This window comes from Lysobacter sp. Hz25 (assembly GCF_046097045.1).
Lineage (GTDB): Bacteria > Pseudomonadota > Gammaproteobacteria > Xanthomonadales > Xanthomonadaceae > Lysobacter > Lysobacter antibioticus_B.
Window position 1 is genome coordinate 3,260,051 of record NZ_CP175666.1, and the last position, 14,985, is coordinate 3,275,035.

Sequence of the window (14,985 nt, forward strand, 5' to 3'; positions counted from 1 at the left end):
GTGAGCTACCGCGAAGGCCGTTTCTGGCAACCCGATGTGACCGTCGCCACCGTCGTGGTCGACGGCGGCCGCCTGCTGATGGTCGAGGAATCGGTCGGCGGGCGCCTGGTGATCAACCAGCCGGCCGGGCACCTGGAGCCGGACGAGAGCCTGATCGACGCCGCCCTGCGCGAGACCCGCGAGGAGACCGGCTGGGACGTACGCCTCACCGCCTTCGTCGGCGCTTACCAGTGGAAGGCGCCGCTGCAGGAGGACGGCGCCGGCGGCCGCCACTACCTGCGCTTCGCCTTCGCCGCCGAACCGGTCCGCCACGACCCGGGCCGGCGCCTCGACGAAGGCATCGTCCAGGCCCTGTGGATGAGCCCGGCCGAGTTGCAGGCGCGCGCGCCCGAGCACCGCAGCCCGCTGGTCTGGCGGGTGGTCGCCGATTACCTCGGTGGACGCCGCCATTCGCTGGATCTGCTGCAGCAAATGGTCTCGCCCGACCCGGTCTGATCCTCATGGCCGTATCGGTACGCACCATCGTGGGTATGTCGGGCGGGGTCGATTCCTCGGTCGCCGCCCTGCGCCTGCGCGACGCCGGCGAGCCGATCGCCGGCCTCTTCATGCAGAACTGGGCCGACGACGGCAGCGGCGACTGCCGCGCCGAGGACGACCGCCGCGACGCGGTCGCGGTGTCCGGCCGGCTCGGCCTGCCGATCCATTTCCGCGATTTCTCCGGCGAGTACTGGGCCGGGGTGTTCGAGCACTTCCTCGCCGAATACGCCGCCGGCCGCACCCCGAACCCGGACGTGCTGTGCAACCGCGAAATCAAGTTCAAGCATTTCCTCGACGCCGCGCGCGAGCTCGGCGCGGAGTTCATCGCGACCGGCCATTACGCCCGCGTCGACAAGGCCGGGGCCGAATTCCGTCTGCTGCGGGCGCTCGACCGCAGCAAGGACCAGAGCTATTTCCTGCACCAGCTCGGCCAGGCGCAGTTGTCGGCCACGCGCTTCCCGCTCGGCGACCTGCTCAAGCGCGACGTGCGCGAGATGGCGCGCGCGGCGCAACTGCCGACCGCGGCCAAGAAGGACTCGACCGGCATCTGTTTCATCGGCGAACGCGATTTCCGCGAGTTCCTGTCGCGCTACCTGCCGGCGCGCGAAGGCGAGATCCGCACCCCGGCCGGCCAGGTCGTCGGCCGCCATCCGGGCGTGTTCTATTTCACCCTCGGCCAGCGCGAAGGCCTCAACATCGGCGGCGTGCGCGGCTTCGAGCCGGCGCCGTGGTACGTGGTCGGCAAGGACGTCGCGACCAACGTGCTGTACGTCGACCAGGGCAGCGACAGCCCCTGGCTGCATTCGCAGACCCTGTGGTCGGAAACCGCCCATTGGATCGCCGGCCAGCCGCCGGCCGCCCGCTTCGTCTGCAGCGCTCAGACCCGTTACCGCCAAGCCGACCAGGACTGCGAGGTCTCGGTGCGCGAGGACGGCAGCGTGGAAGTCCGTTTCGCCCAATCCCAGCGCGCGGTCACGCCCGGCCAATCGCTGGTGCTGTACGACGGCGAGGTCTGCCTGGGTGGCGCGGTGATCGCCGCCACCGATGCGCCCGATTGCGCCGCCCCCCTGCCCCCCAAGGAACCCACTACGTAATGGCCGACCTCTCCGAACGCGTACTCGCACTCGCCGGCCTGGCCCAGGCCTTGGGCCAGGTGCGGCGCATCGCCGACACCGGCCAGGCCAACGCCTCCGTGCTCGACACCGCCCTGGACTCGGTGTTCCGCATCGACGCCTCGACCCCGGCAGCCGTCTACGGCGGCCTGGCGAACCTGCGCCCGGGTCTGGTGCTGCTGCAGGACTATTTCGTCAACCGCGCCAACGACGAGCACCTGCCGCGCCTGGCCCTGGCCGTGCTGCAACTGGAGCGTCGCTTCGTCCGCGACGCCGCCATGACCGAGAAGGTCCTGCGCGGCATCCACGGCCAAGCCACCGCCGCCGGCCGCCTCGGCAGCAGCCATCCCGACGTGATCGCCGCCCTCGGCAGCCTGTACGCCGAGACCTTGAGCCACCTGCGCCCACGGGTGCTGGTCCAGGGCAACCCGCACTACCTCGGCCAGCCCGGCGTGGTCGCCGAAGTCCGCGCCGCCCTGCTGGCCGCGGTGCGCTCGGCGGTGCTGTGGCGCCAGCTCGGCGGCAGCTATTGGGATTTCCTGCTGCGCCGCCGCGCCATGGTCGACGCGATCGAGGCGCGTTTGGGCTGAAGGTCGCCAGGGGTCCTGGCGAAGCTGTCCCTGCAGGCGCGGCGCGAGCCGCGACCTCGTTCCGGTTGCCGCGTCGTACGGGTGGCTGGCGTCGCTGCGCCGGTCGCGGCTTGCGCCGCTCCTACCCCTGGCGATGCGGCTTGCTTGCGGTGAAACCCGCCCTTGTAGGAGCGGCGTAAGCCGCGACCTCGTTCCGGTTGCCGCGTCATGCGGGTGGCTGGCGTCGCTGCGCCTGTCGCGGCTCACGCCGCTCACACCCCTGGTGGCGCGGCTTGCTTGCGGTGAAACCTGCCCTTGTAGGAGCGGCGTAAGCCGCGACCTCGTTCCGATTGCCGCGTCGTGCGGGTGATGACGTCGCTCCGCTTGTCGCGGCTTGCGCCGCTCCTACCCCTGGCGGCGCGGCTTGCTTGCGGTGAAACCCGCCCTTGTAGGAGCGGCGCGAGCCGCGATCTCGTTCCGGTTGCCGCGTCGTACGGGTGGCTGGCGTCGCTGCGCCGGTCGCGGCTTGCGCCGCTCCTACCCCTGGCGATGCGGCTTGCTTGCGGTGAAACCCGCCCTTGTAGGAGCGGCGTAAGCCGCGACCTCGTTCCGGTTGCCGCGTCATGCGGGTGGCTGGCGTCGCTGCGCCTGTCGCGGCTCACGCCGCCCCTACCCCTGGCGGCGCGGCTTGCTTACGGTAAAACCTGCCCTTGTAGGAGCGGCGCGAGCCGCGACCTCGTTCCGGTTGCCGCGTCGTGCGGGTGGCTGGCGTCGCTGCGCCGGTCGCGGCTCACGCCGCTCCTACCCCTGGCGGCGCAGCTTGCTTGCGGTGAAACCCGCCCTTGTAGGAGCGGCGTAAGCCGCGACCTCATTCCGATTGCCGCGTCGTGCGGGTGCTTGCGTCGCTTCGCTTGTCGCGGCTTACGCCGCTCCTACAGGGGGCGGATGCGGCGCATGCGGTTCGAACCGCGCCGGCCGCGCCCAACAAAAAACCCCGGCTTGAGCCGGGGTTTTTCGTTTCTCGGTTTAGCGCCGGCCGATCAGGCCGCGGCCACCGTGTCGGCGACCGTCTTGTAGTCTTCGATCTGATCGAAGTTCATGTAGCGGTAGATCTTGTCGCCGTCGGCCTTGAGCACGCCGACGTCCGCCATGTACTCCTCGCGGGTCGGGATGCGGCCCAGGCGCGAGCAGATCGCCGCCAGTTCCGCCGAACCCAGGTAGACATTGGTGTTGCGGCCGAGACGGTTCGGGAAGTTGCGGGTGCTGGTCGAGAACACGGTCGCGCCTTCGCGGGCCTGCGCCTGGTTGCCCATGCACAGCGAGCAGCCCGGCATTTCCATGCGCGCGCCGGCGGTGCCGAAGGTGCCGTAATGGCCTTCCTTGGTCAGCTCGGACGCGTCCATCTTGGTCGGCGGCGCGACCCACAGGCGGGTCGGGATGTCGCGCTTGCCTTCGAGCAGCTTCGCCGCCGCCCGGAAATGACCAATATTCGTCATGCACGAACCGATGAAGACTTCGTCGATGACCGCACCGGCCACGTCCGACAACGTTTTGACGTCGTCGGGATCGTTCGGGCACGCCACGATCGGCTCGACGATCTGGTTCAGATCGATCTCGATCACCGCGGCGTAATCGGCATCGGCATCGCCTTCCAGCAGCTGCGGGTTGGCCAGCCAGCCTTCCATCGCCTTGATGCGGCGTGCAAGCGAACGCGGATCGGCGTAGCCCTCGGCGATCATCCACTTCAGCAAGGTGATGTTGCTGGTGAGGTATTCGATGATCGGTTCCTTGTCGAGCTTGACCGTGCAGCCGGCGGCCGAACGTTCGGCCGAGGCGTCGGACAGCTCGAACGCCTGCTCGACCTTGAGCTGCGGCAGGCCTTCGATTTCGAGGATGCGGCCGGAGAAGATGTTCTTCTTGCCCTGCTTGGCGACGGTCAGCAGGCCGGACTTGATCGCGGCCAGCGGAATCGCGTTGACCAGGTCGCGCAGGGTCACGCCGGGCTGCATTTCGCCCTTGAAGCGCACCAGCACCGATTCCGGCATGTCCAGCGGCATGACGCCGGTGGCCGCGGCGAACGCGACCAGGCCGGAGCCGGCCGGGAACGAGATGCCGACCGGGAAGCGGGTGTGCGAGTCGCCGCCGGTGCCGACGGTGTCGGGCATCAGCATGCGGTTGAGCCAGCTGTGGATCACGCCGTCGCCCGGGCGCAGCGAGATGCCGCCGCGGTTGGAGATGAACTCCGGCAGGGTGTGGTGGGTCTTGACGTCGACCGGCTTCGGATAGGCCGCGGTGTGGCAGAACGACTGCATCACCAGGTCGGCCGAGAAGCCGAGGCAGGCCAGGTCCTTGAGCTCGTCGCGGGTCATCGGGCCGGTGGTGTCCTGCGAACCCACCGAGGTCATCTTCGGCTCGCAATAGGTGCCCGGACGCACGCCCTCGCCTTCCGGCAGACCGCAGGCGCGGCCGACCATCTTCTGCGCCAGCGAATAGCCCTTGCCGGTGTCGGCCGGGTTCTGCGGCAGGCGGAACAGGGTCGAGGCCGGCAGGCCCAGCGCTTCGCGCGCCTTGGCGGTGAGGCCGCGGCCGACGATCAGGGGGATGCGGCCGCCGGCGCGCACTTCATCGAGCAGCACGTCGGACTTGAGCGCGAACTCGGCGATGACCTGGCCGTCCTTGATCGCCTTGCCGTCGTAGGGACGCAGCTCGACCACGTCGCCCATGTTCATCTGCGACACGTCGAGTTCGATCGGCAACGCGCCGGCGTCTTCCATGGTGTTGTAGAAGATCGGCGCGATCTTCGAACCCAGGCACACGCCGCCGAAGCGCTTGTTCGGGATGAAGGGGATGTCTTCGCCGGTGAACCACAGCACCGAGTTGGTCGCCGACTTGCGGCTCGAACCGGTACCGACCACATCGCCGACGTAGGCGACCAGATGGCCCTTGTCCTTCAACGATTCGATGAAGGCGATCGGGCCGCGCTTGCCGTCTTCTTCCGGCACGATGCCGTCGCGGGCGTTCTTCAGCATCGCCAGGGCGTGCATCGGGATGTCCGGGCGCGTGGTCGCGTCGGGCGCCGGCGACAGGTCGTCGGTATTGGTCTCGCCGGTCACCTTGAACACGGTGATGGTCAGGCTTTCCGGCACTTCCGGACGGCTGGTGAACCATTCCGCGTCGGCCCAGCTCTGCAGCACCGACTTGGCGTTGGCGTTGCCGGCCTCGGCCTTGTCCTGGACGTCGTGGAAGGCGTCGAACATCAGCAGGGTCTTCTTCAGCGCTTCGGCGGCGATGATGCCGACCTGGGCGTCGTCGAGCAGTTCGACCAGCGGATGGATGTTGTAGCCGCCGAGCATGGTGCCGAGCAGTTCGGTCGCGCGTTCGCGGCTGATCAGCGCGTTCTTCTCGGTGCCGAAGGCGACCGCGGCAAGGTACGAGGCCTTGACCTTGGCGGCGTCGTCGACGCCGGCCGGCACGCGTTGGGTGATCAGGTCGAGCAGGAACTCTCCCTCGCCCGCCGGCGGCGCTTTCAGCAGCTCGATGACCTCGGCGGTCTGCTGGGCGGTCAGGGGCAGCGGCGGAATGCCCAGCGCGGCGCGCTCGGCAACGTGTTGGCGATAGCTGGAGAGCATGGAGATTCCCGTCGGAGTGAAGCGGTAAAGACGTGGCACTGGCTGCGTGGGTCCGCCGCCGCGACCGGCGCGTTCGGACTTACGTGGCGAGTTGCTGTGGCGAGTTGCTGGGAGGCAAGGCCGCGGGCGCCCGCGAAGGACACGGCCTCGACCGCGTATTTTGCCTTCAAAGGGCTTTCGCGGCAACGCGGAGGGGGTGCCGGCCCCTCGCCGCGCAAGGCTTTGCGCGATCCGTCCATACGCTTGGGGTGGAACGCTGTAGCGCGCTTGCGACCATGGTCTGCACGCTTCCTGAACCCGATAAAGCGATAATCGGCGCCATCGCCAGCCACCGCGCCATCTCCCCAGGCGCGCCAGCCTCCGTGCCGCCCCGGCGGCACGCCAGCAGCATCAAAGGAGCTCCACCGACATGCCCGACTCCTATTCGACCCGCCGCAAGCTTTCCGTCAACGGCCGCGACTACACCTATTTCAGCCTGCCGGCCTTGGGCGAGCGCTACGACATCAGCCGCCTGCCCTACTCGATGAAGATCCTGCTCGAAAACCTGCTGCGCCACGAAGACGGCGGCGCTACGGTCGGCAAAGACCACATCGAGGCCGTCGCGCAATGGGACGCCACCCGCGAGCCCGACACCGAAATCGCCTTCATGCCGGCGCGCGTGGTCCTGCAGGATTTCACCGGCGTGCCCTGCGTGGTCGACCTGGCGGCGATGCGCGACGCGGTCGGCCGGCTCGGCGGCAACGCCCGCCAGATCAATCCGTTGATCCCCTCCGAGCTGGTCATCGACCACTCGGTCCAGGTCGACGTGTTCGGCAGCCCCGAGGCGCTGGACCTGAACGGAAAGATCGAGTTCCAGCGCAACATGGAGCGCTACAGCTTCCTGCGCTGGGGCCAGAAGTCGTTCGAGAACTTCAAGGTGGTGCCGCCGAATACCGGCATCGTCCACCAGGTCAACCTGGAGAACCTGGCCCGCGTGGTCATGGGCCGCGAGGTCCAGGGCCTGGACGGCGCCAGCGAGTTGCAGGCTTTCCCCGACACCGTGTTCGGCACCGACAGCCACACCACCATGATCAACGGCATCGGCGTGCTCGGTTGGGGCGTCGGCGGCATCGAAGCCGAGGCGGCGATGCTCGGCCAGCCCTCCTCGATGCTGATTCCGCAGGTGGTCGGCTTCAAGCTGACCGGCCAGTTGCCGGAAGGCGCGACCGCGACCGACCTGGTCCTGACCGTGACCCAGATGCTGCGCAAGCACGGCGTGGTCGGCAAATTCGTCGAGTTCTTCGGCGACGGCCTGCAACACCTGCCGCTGGCCGACCGCGCGACCATCGCCAACATGGCGCCCGAATACGGCGCGACCTGCGGCATCTTCCCGATCGACGCCGAAGCGGTGACCTACCTGCGCCTGTCCGGCCGCTCGGAAGAGCAGATCGCCCTGGTCGAAGCCTATGCCAAGGCCCAGGGCCTGTGGCACGAACCCGGCCAGCCGCACGCGACCTATTCGGCCACGCTCGAACTCGACCTCGGCGAGGTGCGTCCGTCGATGGCCGGCCCGAAGCGTCCGCAGGACCGCGTCTTGCTCGAGAACGTGCACACGAACTTCAGCGAGAACCTCGGGCCGCTGATCGCCAACCGTAAGCCCAAGGTCGGCTGCGCGGTCGACGAGCTCAAGAGCGAAGGCGGCGCCCAGCCGCAGGCCGATCACCTCGCCGCCAAGCCGGTGTCGAAGATCCGCATCCACGACCAGGACGCCGACCTGTGCGACGGCTCGGTGGTGATCGCCGCGATCACCTCCTGCACCAACACCTCCAATCCGGCGGTCATGCTCGGCGCCGGCCTGCTCGCGCGCAACGCCGCGCGCCTGGGCCTGAAGTCCAAGCCCTGGGTCAAGACCTCGCTCGGGCCGGGCTCGCTGGTGGTCACCGATTACCTGCGCAAGGCCGGCGTGCTCGCCGACCTGGAAAAGCTTGGCTTCTACGTGGTCGGCTACGGCTGCACGACCTGCATCGGCAACTCCGGCCCGCTGCCCGACGAAGTCTCCAAGGGCATCGCCGAGAACGAACTGGTGGTGGCCTCGGTGCTGTCGGGCAACCGCAACTTCGAAGGCCGCGTGCATCCGGAAGTGAAGGCCAACTACCTGGCCTCGCCGCCGCTGGTCGTGGCCTATGCGATCGCCGGCACGGTCAACATCGACCTGACCAAGGAGCCGATCGGCAAGGGCGCCGACGACCAGGACGTGTACCTGCGCGATATCTGGCCGAGCAACAAGGAAATCGGCGACATGATCGCCGCCACCGTCGGCCCGGAACTGTTCGCGCAGAACTACGCCGACGTGTTCAAGGGCGACACGCGCTGGAACCAGATCGCCTCGCCCGACGGCGAATCCTTCCAGTGGGACGAGAGCTCGACCTACATCAAGAACCCGCCCTATTTCGACGGCATGACCATGCAGGTCGGCGGCATCGACGATGTCCGCGGCGCGCGCGTGATGGGCCTGTTCGGCGACTCGATCACCACCGACCACATCTCGCCCGCCGGCAACATCAAGAAAGACTCGCCCGCCGGCCGCTTCCTGATCTCGCGCGGCGTGCAGCCGGCCGACTTCAACAGCTACGGCTCGCGTCGCGGCAACGACGACGTGATGGTGCGCGGCACCTTCGCCAACATCCGCATCAAGAACCTGATGTTCGGCGGCGAGGAAGGCGGCAACACCCTGTACTTCGGCAAGGACGGCGGTGACGGCCGGCCTTCACAGGGCGAGAAGCTGGCGATCTACGACGCGGCGATGAAGTACAAGGCCGACGGCGTGCCGCTGGTGGTGTTCGCCGGCAAGGAATACGGCACCGGCTCCTCGCGCGACTGGGCCGCCAAGGGCACCAACCTGCTCGGCGTAAAGGCGGTCGTCGCCGAGAGCTTCGAGCGCATCCACCGCTCCAACCTGGTCGGCATGGGCGTGCTGCCATTGCAGTTCAAGGACGGCGAGAACGCGCAGAGCCACGGCCTGGACGGTTCGGAAGTGATCGACGTGATCGGTCTCGACGACGGCGCGGCCAAGACCGCCACCCTGGTCGCCAAGAAGGCCGACGGCAGCCACAAGACGATCGAGGTCAAGGTGCTGCTGCTGACGCCGAAGGAAGTCGAGTACTTTCGCCACGGCGGCATCCTGCATTACGTGCTGCGCCAGTTGGCGGCACGCAAGGCGGCTTGACCGGCGCCGGTACGAACGAAGAACGCCCGGCCTTGCGGCCACCGGCACCTGCGAGAGCGGCTTCGGCCGCTCTCGTCGTATCCGGGATCTTGCTTGCGCTTGCCGGGGCATCGCCCCGGCGCCGCGGAACGCTCGCGGACTACAGCTTCGCGGTCCAGCGCGCCGAGGTCATGCGCCAATCGCCGTCTTCCTCGCGCCAGCCGGTCTCCACGTCGTACAGCCGCGCCGCCTCGGGCAGGGGCTGGCCGGAACCGCCGGTCAAGGCCGCGGTGAAACGTACGGTCGCGTGGTCGGGCTGCATGGCGATGTCGAGCGGGCCGACCGTCACGCCGAGTTGCCGATAACGCAGGAAGCTGCCGACTGCGAGCCGGCGCGCGCCTTCGCGGTCCAGCCCCTCGGGGCCGACGAAATCCGCCGCCAGCCACTCCTGCAGAGCCGGCGCGTCGCGTTGCTCGATCGCGGCCTGGAATTGCGTCACCGAGTCGCGCAGGCGCTGCTCGGGCGGGTCGCGGCCGCAGGCTGTCGATAACAGCGTCAGGACCGCCGCCAGCACGAACCGGCGCCATGGCGGCCCGAGGCTCGGTTTTCGCACGGCGATCCCATTCTCGCGGCTGTTCGCACTATTCACCGGAAGCCTCCCTTTACCGCAGCCGCCTTGCCGCAGTCCTTACGCCGGCGGCGGTGGCCGCTTCGTACGACCGTTCGCGCGCCCCCTCGGAGCGCCATCCTGACAGGTCGGCAAGGCCCCGGACAATGTCCGCACCGCCCTTCGCAGCATCGCCTTGCCAGTCAGTAGAGCCTATGCTCCAATCGAGAAAATACCGTACGGCAGCGCACACAGCGGGCCGGCGGCCAGAATCGACGAGCGATTAGAGAGGGGATCGCGATGAGTTTCGAACGACCATGGCTTGCTCAGTATCCTGAAGGCGTGCCGGCACAGATCGACGTGGACGAGTTCCCGTCCATCGTATCGGTGCTGGAAAACGCCATCGAAAATTATCGCGACCGTCCCGCCTTTTCCAATTTCGGCAAGGTACTGACCTACGGCGACATCGACCGCCTCAGCGCGCAGTTCGCCGCGTATCTGCTCGGCGAACTCAAGCTCAAGAAGGGCGATCGCGTCGCGATCATGATGCCCAACTGCCTGCAGTATCCGATCGCGACCTTCGGCGTGTTGCGCGCCGGCCTGACCGTGGTCAACACCAATCCGATGTACACCGCGCGCGAGCTCAAGCATCAGCTCGACGACTCCGGCGCGGCGGTGATCTTCGTGCTCGACAACTTCGGCAAGACCGTGCAGGAAGTGGTCGGCCAGACCCAGGTCAAGCAGGTCATCAGCACCGGCCTGGGCGACATGATCGGCGGGCTCAAGGGCCCGGTGATGAACTTCGTGCTGAAGTACGTCAAGAAGATGGTGCCGGACTACGACATCCCCGGCGCGGTGCGTTTCCGCGACACCCTCACTCTCGGGCAGATGCACAAGCTGCCGGAGATCGAGATCTCCCCCGACGACATCGCCTTCCTGCAGTACACCGGCGGCACCACCGGCGTGGCCAAGGGCGCGATGCTGACCCATCGCAACCTGGTAGCGAACATGCAGCAGGCCTCGGCCTGGGTCGGCGCCAACGCCAAGCCCGGTCACGAGATCATCATCACCGCGCTGCCGCTGTACCACATCTTCGCGTTGACGGCGAACGGACTGGTCTTCATGAAGTTCGGCGGCCTCAACCACATGATCACCAATCCGCGCGACATGCCGGCCTTCGTCAAGGAACTGAAGAAAACGCCGTTCACCGCGATCACCGGCGTCAACACCTTGTTCAACGGCCTGCTCAACACGCCGGGGTTCGACGAGGTCGATTTCTCGCATCTGCACCTGACCCTCGGCGGCGGCATGGCCGTGCAGCGCGCGGTCGCCGATCGCTGGAAGCAAGTCACCGGCATCACCCTGGTCGAAGCCTACGGCCTCACCGAGACCTCGCCGGCGGCCTGCATCAATCCGATGGACCTGGCCGAGTACAACGGCTCGATCGGCCTGCCGATCTCCTCGACGGACGCCTGCGTCAAGGACGAGAACAACAACAAACTCGGCATCGGCGAAGTCGGCGAGCTGTGCATCAAGGGCCCGCAGGTCATGAAGGGCTATTGGCAGCGCCCCGAGGAAACCGCCAACGTCATCGACGACGACGGCTGGCTGCACACCGGCGACATGGCGCGCATGGACGAGCAGGGCTTCTTCTACATCGTCGACCGCAAGAAGGACATGATCCTGGTGTCGGGCTTCAACGTGTATCCGAACGAGATCGAGGACGTGATCGCGATGATGCCGGGCGTGCTCGAAGTGGCCGCGGTCGGCGTGCCCGACGACAAGTCCGGCGAAGCGGTCAAGGTGGTGATCGTGAAGAAGGACCCAGCGCTGACCGCCGAGGACGTCAAGGCGCATGCCCGGATCAACCTGACCGGCTACAAGCACCCCAAGTTCGTCGAGTTCCGCACCGAACTGCCCAAGACCAACGTCGGCAAGATCCTGCGCCGCGAACTGCGCGACGCGCCCAAGTAAGCCCCGCGGCACGAACCGGCGCCCCCTGGCGCCGCCCCCGAAAGGCCCCTCCCCGAGGGGCCTTTTTCGTGTCCGCCCGCGGCCGGCCCGCGCCCGGATTCGCGTTTGGGTTCGTCCCCGGTTTTGTGCCGGAAATGAATGCGCCAGGACGAAGGCCGAACCTTGTCTGAACGATGCCTGGGCGAGGTGTAGCATCGAAACGCGGGTATCCCGACCCGCCACCCGTCCTTTAGGAGTCCGCCATGTCCATGTCCGCCCGTCTGCCAATCGCGAATGTCCCCGCCCTGTTCCGCCATGTCGCCGACCCGGCCAGCGGTACCGACTGGGGCTATATGCACGCCCAGCCCGCCAACCACGTCCATGGACAGGACGCGCCCTACTCGCCTTGCTTCTCCGAGCACCTGCTGCACGACATGAAGCGCGCGCAGGAACGCATTCGCCGCGAACTGGCTTCCGATTGCGATCCGCGCGCCGGCATCCGCCACTTCGTGCTCGCCTCCGACGCCGACGTGTTCAACCTGGGCGGCGACCTGGCGCTGTTCTCGCGCATGATCCGCAGCGGCAACCGCCAGCGTCTGCTCGAGTACGCATGCCTGTGCATCGAAGTCGCCTTCAATCTTTATCAGCTGCACGAAGACCGGGTCCACAGCATCGCGGTGATCCAGGGCGATGCGCTCGGCGGCGGCTTCGAGGCCGCGCTGTGCTGCCACACCATCATCGCCGAGGCCGGCACCGGCATGGGCTTCCCGGAGGTGCTGTTCGACCTGTTCCCTGGCATGGGCGCCTACACCTTCCTGACCCGCCGGGTCACCCCGGTCCAGGCCGAACGCATGATGCTCAACGCCCGCGTCTATCCGGTCGAAGAACTGCTGCGCATGGGCGTGGTCGACCAGGTCGTGCCGCGCGGTTACGGCTTGCAGGCGGCGTCCGAATTGATCAAACGCAACCAGCGCATGGGCAATGCCCTGCGGGCGATGAACACGGTTCGCCAGGCCTGCCGTCCGGTCAGTCTGGACGAGCTGCTGTCGGTGACCACCGAATGGGTCGATGCGGCGATGCGCCTCAACGATCGCGGGCTCAAGACCATGGAACGCCTGGTGCGTGCGCAGCAGCGCCGGGCCGGCGCGACCGCGCCGGCGCTGGCGCTGGCCTGATGTCTTGCAGGGGGGGGCCTGCCACGCGCCTCGCGTGGCAGGATGCTGTCAAGAAACGTCGGGGACGTCCTTGCCGCGGTTGCCGCGACTGAGGCGCGCCACTTCCTGACGGCTGACGTCGGCCACGGCCGACAATTGTGTCGCGAGGTCCACGACCAGTTTCGGACACTCGCGAACGAGTACGTCGTCGCTTGCGCGCATGACCTGCGAGCAGCGCTCCGCAATCGAGTGCGCGCCGAGATTTTCCGCCACGCCCTTGTAGGCGTGAGCGATCTCGCGGAACTCGTCCCAACGCGCCACCACCGCCGCCGCTTCCAGGTCGGTCTGGCAGGACTGCGCGTCTTTCAGACACTGTTCGACGAAGTCGCGCAGGAACTGATCGCCCAGACCCATTTCGGCCAGTTCGGCCAACACCGCCGGGTTGGTCAGCGGACGGCTGACGTCGCTGATCGCGCGCACCGCCGGCATGCGCTGCGAATCGACCACGTCGGCGATGGTTTCGAGCAAGCGCCCGACCACGATCGGCTTGGTCAGGAACGCCATCGCCCCGGCTTCGCTGGCCGCTTCGGAGGCCTGCAAGGTCGCATCGGCGCTGAGGATGATGGTCGGCGTGCGGCGGCCGTTGCCGGCCTGCATGAAACGCAGTTGCCGGATCACGTCCAGGCCGCTGAGGCCGGGCATGTGCATGTCGAGCACGGCCAGGTCGAACTGGCCGAGTTCGAGCTGGTCCAGGGCCTGTTCGCCGTCGTTGGCGGCCTGCACGCGGTGACCGGCGCGCTCCAGGATGCGGGTCAGCACCGTGCGGTTGGCCGACTGGTCGTCGGCGATCAGCACCCGCAGGCTGCGCACCCGGGTCTTGTGGCGCAGGAACGGGTCCTCGAACGAGATAACCTTGCCGCTGCCCTCCTGCTGCGCATCGGGCTGGGTCAGGGCCGCCTCTTCCAGGCGCAGCGGCAGTTCGACCCAGAAATGGCTGCCGCCGCCGGGATTGGCTTCCAGGCCGATCTCGCCGCCGAGCAACTGGGTCAGCGTCTTGGCGATCGTGGTGCCCAGGCCGGTACCGCCGAAGCGGCGGGTCGGGCCGTTGTCGACCTGCTCGAAGGCCTGGAAAATGCGGTCGACGTCCTCGCTCGGCACGCCGATGCCGGTGTCGCGTACCGAGAAGCGCAAGCGCACCTGACGCTCGACCCCGGGCGTACCGGGACCGGTGGCGCCGCCGACCAGGCGGGTGACCAGCGACACCCCGCCCTTCTCGGTGAACTTGATCGCGTTGTGCAGCAGGTTCAACAACACCTGGGTGAGCAGCGCGCTGTCGCCGTTGAGGCGCACCGGCACGTCGTGCTCGATGTCGACCTTGAGCGTCAGCCCCTTCGCCGCGGCCAGCGGTTGCAGCATCTTCTGCAGCCGCTTCATCACTTCCTGCAGGTTGAAATCGATGTCGCGGCGCTGCAGCTTGCCGGCCTCGATCGCCGAAATGTCGAGCACGTCGTTGACCAGCAACAGCAGCGACTGCGCCGAGGCGTGGATGACGTCGGCGTATTCGCGCTGGTCCGGCGCCAGGCGCGTGCCGTGCATGAGTTCGGCCATGCCGATGATGCCGTTGAGCGGCGTGCGCAGCTCGTGGCTCATGTTGGCCAGGAAGCGGCTCTTGGCCTCGTTGGCGCGGCGGGCGTCCTCGGTCGCCTTCTGCAGGCTGCGCAGCAACGAGGACAGGTAGGCCGGGATCGCCACCAGGCCCAGCCACAGGCCGGCCGACAGATAGGGCTGGCCGCGCCAGTAGTCGTTCTTGAGGATCACCGCCAGGAACGAGGCGCCGGCCAGGGACGCGGCGGTGTACAGGTAGGTGGTGCCGTAGCGCAGGCCGTTGCCGATGGTCACCCACAGCACGATCACGTACAGCGGCGCCAGCGAGGGCGCGTCCAGCGACATCAGCATCGCCAGGGTCGAATAGTCGGCGAGCATGCCGATCCAGCGGCGCAGGTGCGAGACCCCGGGCCAGCGCACGATCGCCGCCATCAGGCCCAGGCCGACCACCGATTCGGCCGACATCACCCACAGCATGGTCTGGGTGGCCACGCTGGCCTGGTCGAAGGCCTGCAGGCCCAGCAGGTAGGCGACGATCAGGCAGGCGATGACCAGCCGCACCAACGCCTGCCCATGCTCGCTGTCCGGGCGGTTCGAAAGGCGCTCCTTGACCACGCGCAGGGTGGAAGCCATCG

At 67.7% G+C, this 14,985-nt stretch carries 9 protein-coding genes; 6 read left to right on the forward strand and 3 right to left on the reverse strand.

The genetic code is table 11. The features are described 5' to 3' along the window. From ACKN61_RS13385 to hflD, 3 genes are read left to right on the forward strand one after another with little or no spacing between them, the layout of a single operon-like run. Positions 1–495 (forward strand): NUDIX hydrolase, encoded by a 495-nt coding sequence (locus ACKN61_RS13385; RefSeq protein ID WP_408949959.1) that lies wholly within the window; start codon positions 1–3, stop codon positions 493–495. Between the two features lie 5 nt (positions 496–500). Then, the gene (gene mnmA / locus ACKN61_RS13390; RefSeq protein WP_408949960.1) at positions 501–1,631 is read left to right on the forward strand and encodes a tRNA 2-thiouridine(34) synthase MnmA; all 1,131 of its coding nucleotides are present in this window, start codon (positions 501–503) and stop codon (positions 1,629–1,631) included. After that, complete coding sequence (gene hflD, locus ACKN61_RS13395; RefSeq protein WP_031372287.1) at positions 1,631–2,239, forward strand: high frequency lysogenization protein HflD; 609 nt, start codon at positions 1,631–1,633, stop codon at positions 2,237–2,239. The genes mnmA and hflD overlap by 1 nt, the downstream gene beginning before the upstream one ends. A gap of 1,019 nt (positions 2,240–3,258) precedes the next feature. Here the strand turns inward: hflD and acnB are convergent. Next, positions 3,259–5,847 carry a bifunctional aconitate hydratase 2/2-methylisocitrate dehydratase gene (gene acnB / locus ACKN61_RS13400; RefSeq protein WP_408949961.1) on the reverse strand — a complete coding sequence of 863 codons (2,589 nt, stop codon included), beginning with the start codon at positions 5,845–5,847 and terminating at the stop codon, positions 3,259–3,261. 409 nt (positions 5,848–6,256) lie between these two features. Here acnB and acnA point away from each other — a divergent pair, with 409 nt between their 5' ends. Then, positions 6,257–9,052 (forward strand): aconitate hydratase AcnA, encoded by a 2,796-nt coding sequence (acnA, locus tag ACKN61_RS13405; protein WP_408949962.1) that lies wholly within the window; start codon positions 6,257–6,259, stop codon positions 9,050–9,052. A gap of 139 nt (positions 9,053–9,191) precedes the next feature. Here acnA and ACKN61_RS13410 read toward each other — a convergent pair whose 3' ends face one another. Further along, positions 9,192–9,644, reverse strand: a complete 453-nt coding sequence (locus tag ACKN61_RS13410; protein ID WP_408949963.1) for a nuclear transport factor 2 family protein — start codon at positions 9,642–9,644, stop codon at positions 9,192–9,194. 294 nt (positions 9,645–9,938) lie between these two features. Here ACKN61_RS13410 and ACKN61_RS13415 point away from each other — a divergent pair, with 294 nt between their 5' ends. Then, the gene (locus ACKN61_RS13415; RefSeq protein ID WP_408949964.1) at positions 9,939–11,612 is read left to right on the forward strand and encodes a long-chain fatty acid--CoA ligase; all 1,674 of its coding nucleotides are present in this window, start codon (positions 9,939–9,941) and stop codon (positions 11,610–11,612) included. 242 nt (positions 11,613–11,854) lie between these two features. Continuing rightward, the gene (locus ACKN61_RS13420) at positions 11,855–12,766 is read left to right on the forward strand and encodes a crotonase/enoyl-CoA hydratase family protein (protein WP_408949965.1); all 912 of its coding nucleotides are present in this window, start codon (positions 11,855–11,857) and stop codon (positions 12,764–12,766) included. A 48-nt stretch (positions 12,767–12,814) separates the two neighbouring features. Here the strand turns inward: ACKN61_RS13420 and ACKN61_RS13425 are convergent, their stop codons facing one another. Then, on the reverse strand, positions 12,815–14,983 hold the full coding sequence (locus tag ACKN61_RS13425; protein ID WP_408949966.1) for a response regulator: 2,169 nt from the start codon (positions 14,981–14,983) through the stop codon (positions 12,815–12,817). Between the last annotated feature and the right edge of the window lie 2 nt (positions 14,984–14,985).

What these genes read in the sequence shown, in the direction of transcription:
- mnmA (WP_408949960.1), top strand. Translation starts at nt 501, where the DNA reads ATGGCCGTATCGGTACGCACCATCGTGGGTATGTCGGGCGGGGTCGAT.
- hflD (WP_031372287.1), top strand. Translation starts at nt 1,631, where the DNA reads ATGGCCGACCTCTCCGAACGCGTACTCGCACTCGCCGGCCTGGCCCAG.
- acnB (WP_408949961.1), bottom strand. Translation starts at nt 5,847, where the DNA reads ATGCTCTCCAGCTATCGCCAACACGTTGCCGAGCGCGCCGCGCTGGGC.
- acnA (WP_408949962.1), top strand. Translation starts at nt 6,257, where the DNA reads ATGCCCGACTCCTATTCGACCCGCCGCAAGCTTTCCGTCAACGGCCGC.
- ACKN61_RS13415 (WP_408949964.1), top strand. Translation starts at nt 9,939, where the DNA reads ATGAGTTTCGAACGACCATGGCTTGCTCAGTATCCTGAAGGCGTGCCG.
- ACKN61_RS13420 (WP_408949965.1), top strand. Translation starts at nt 11,855, where the DNA reads ATGTCCATGTCCGCCCGTCTGCCAATCGCGAATGTCCCCGCCCTGTTC.
- ACKN61_RS13425 (WP_408949966.1), bottom strand. Translation starts at nt 14,983, where the DNA reads ATGGCTTCCACCCTGCGCGTGGTCAAGGAGCGCCTTTCGAACCGCCCG.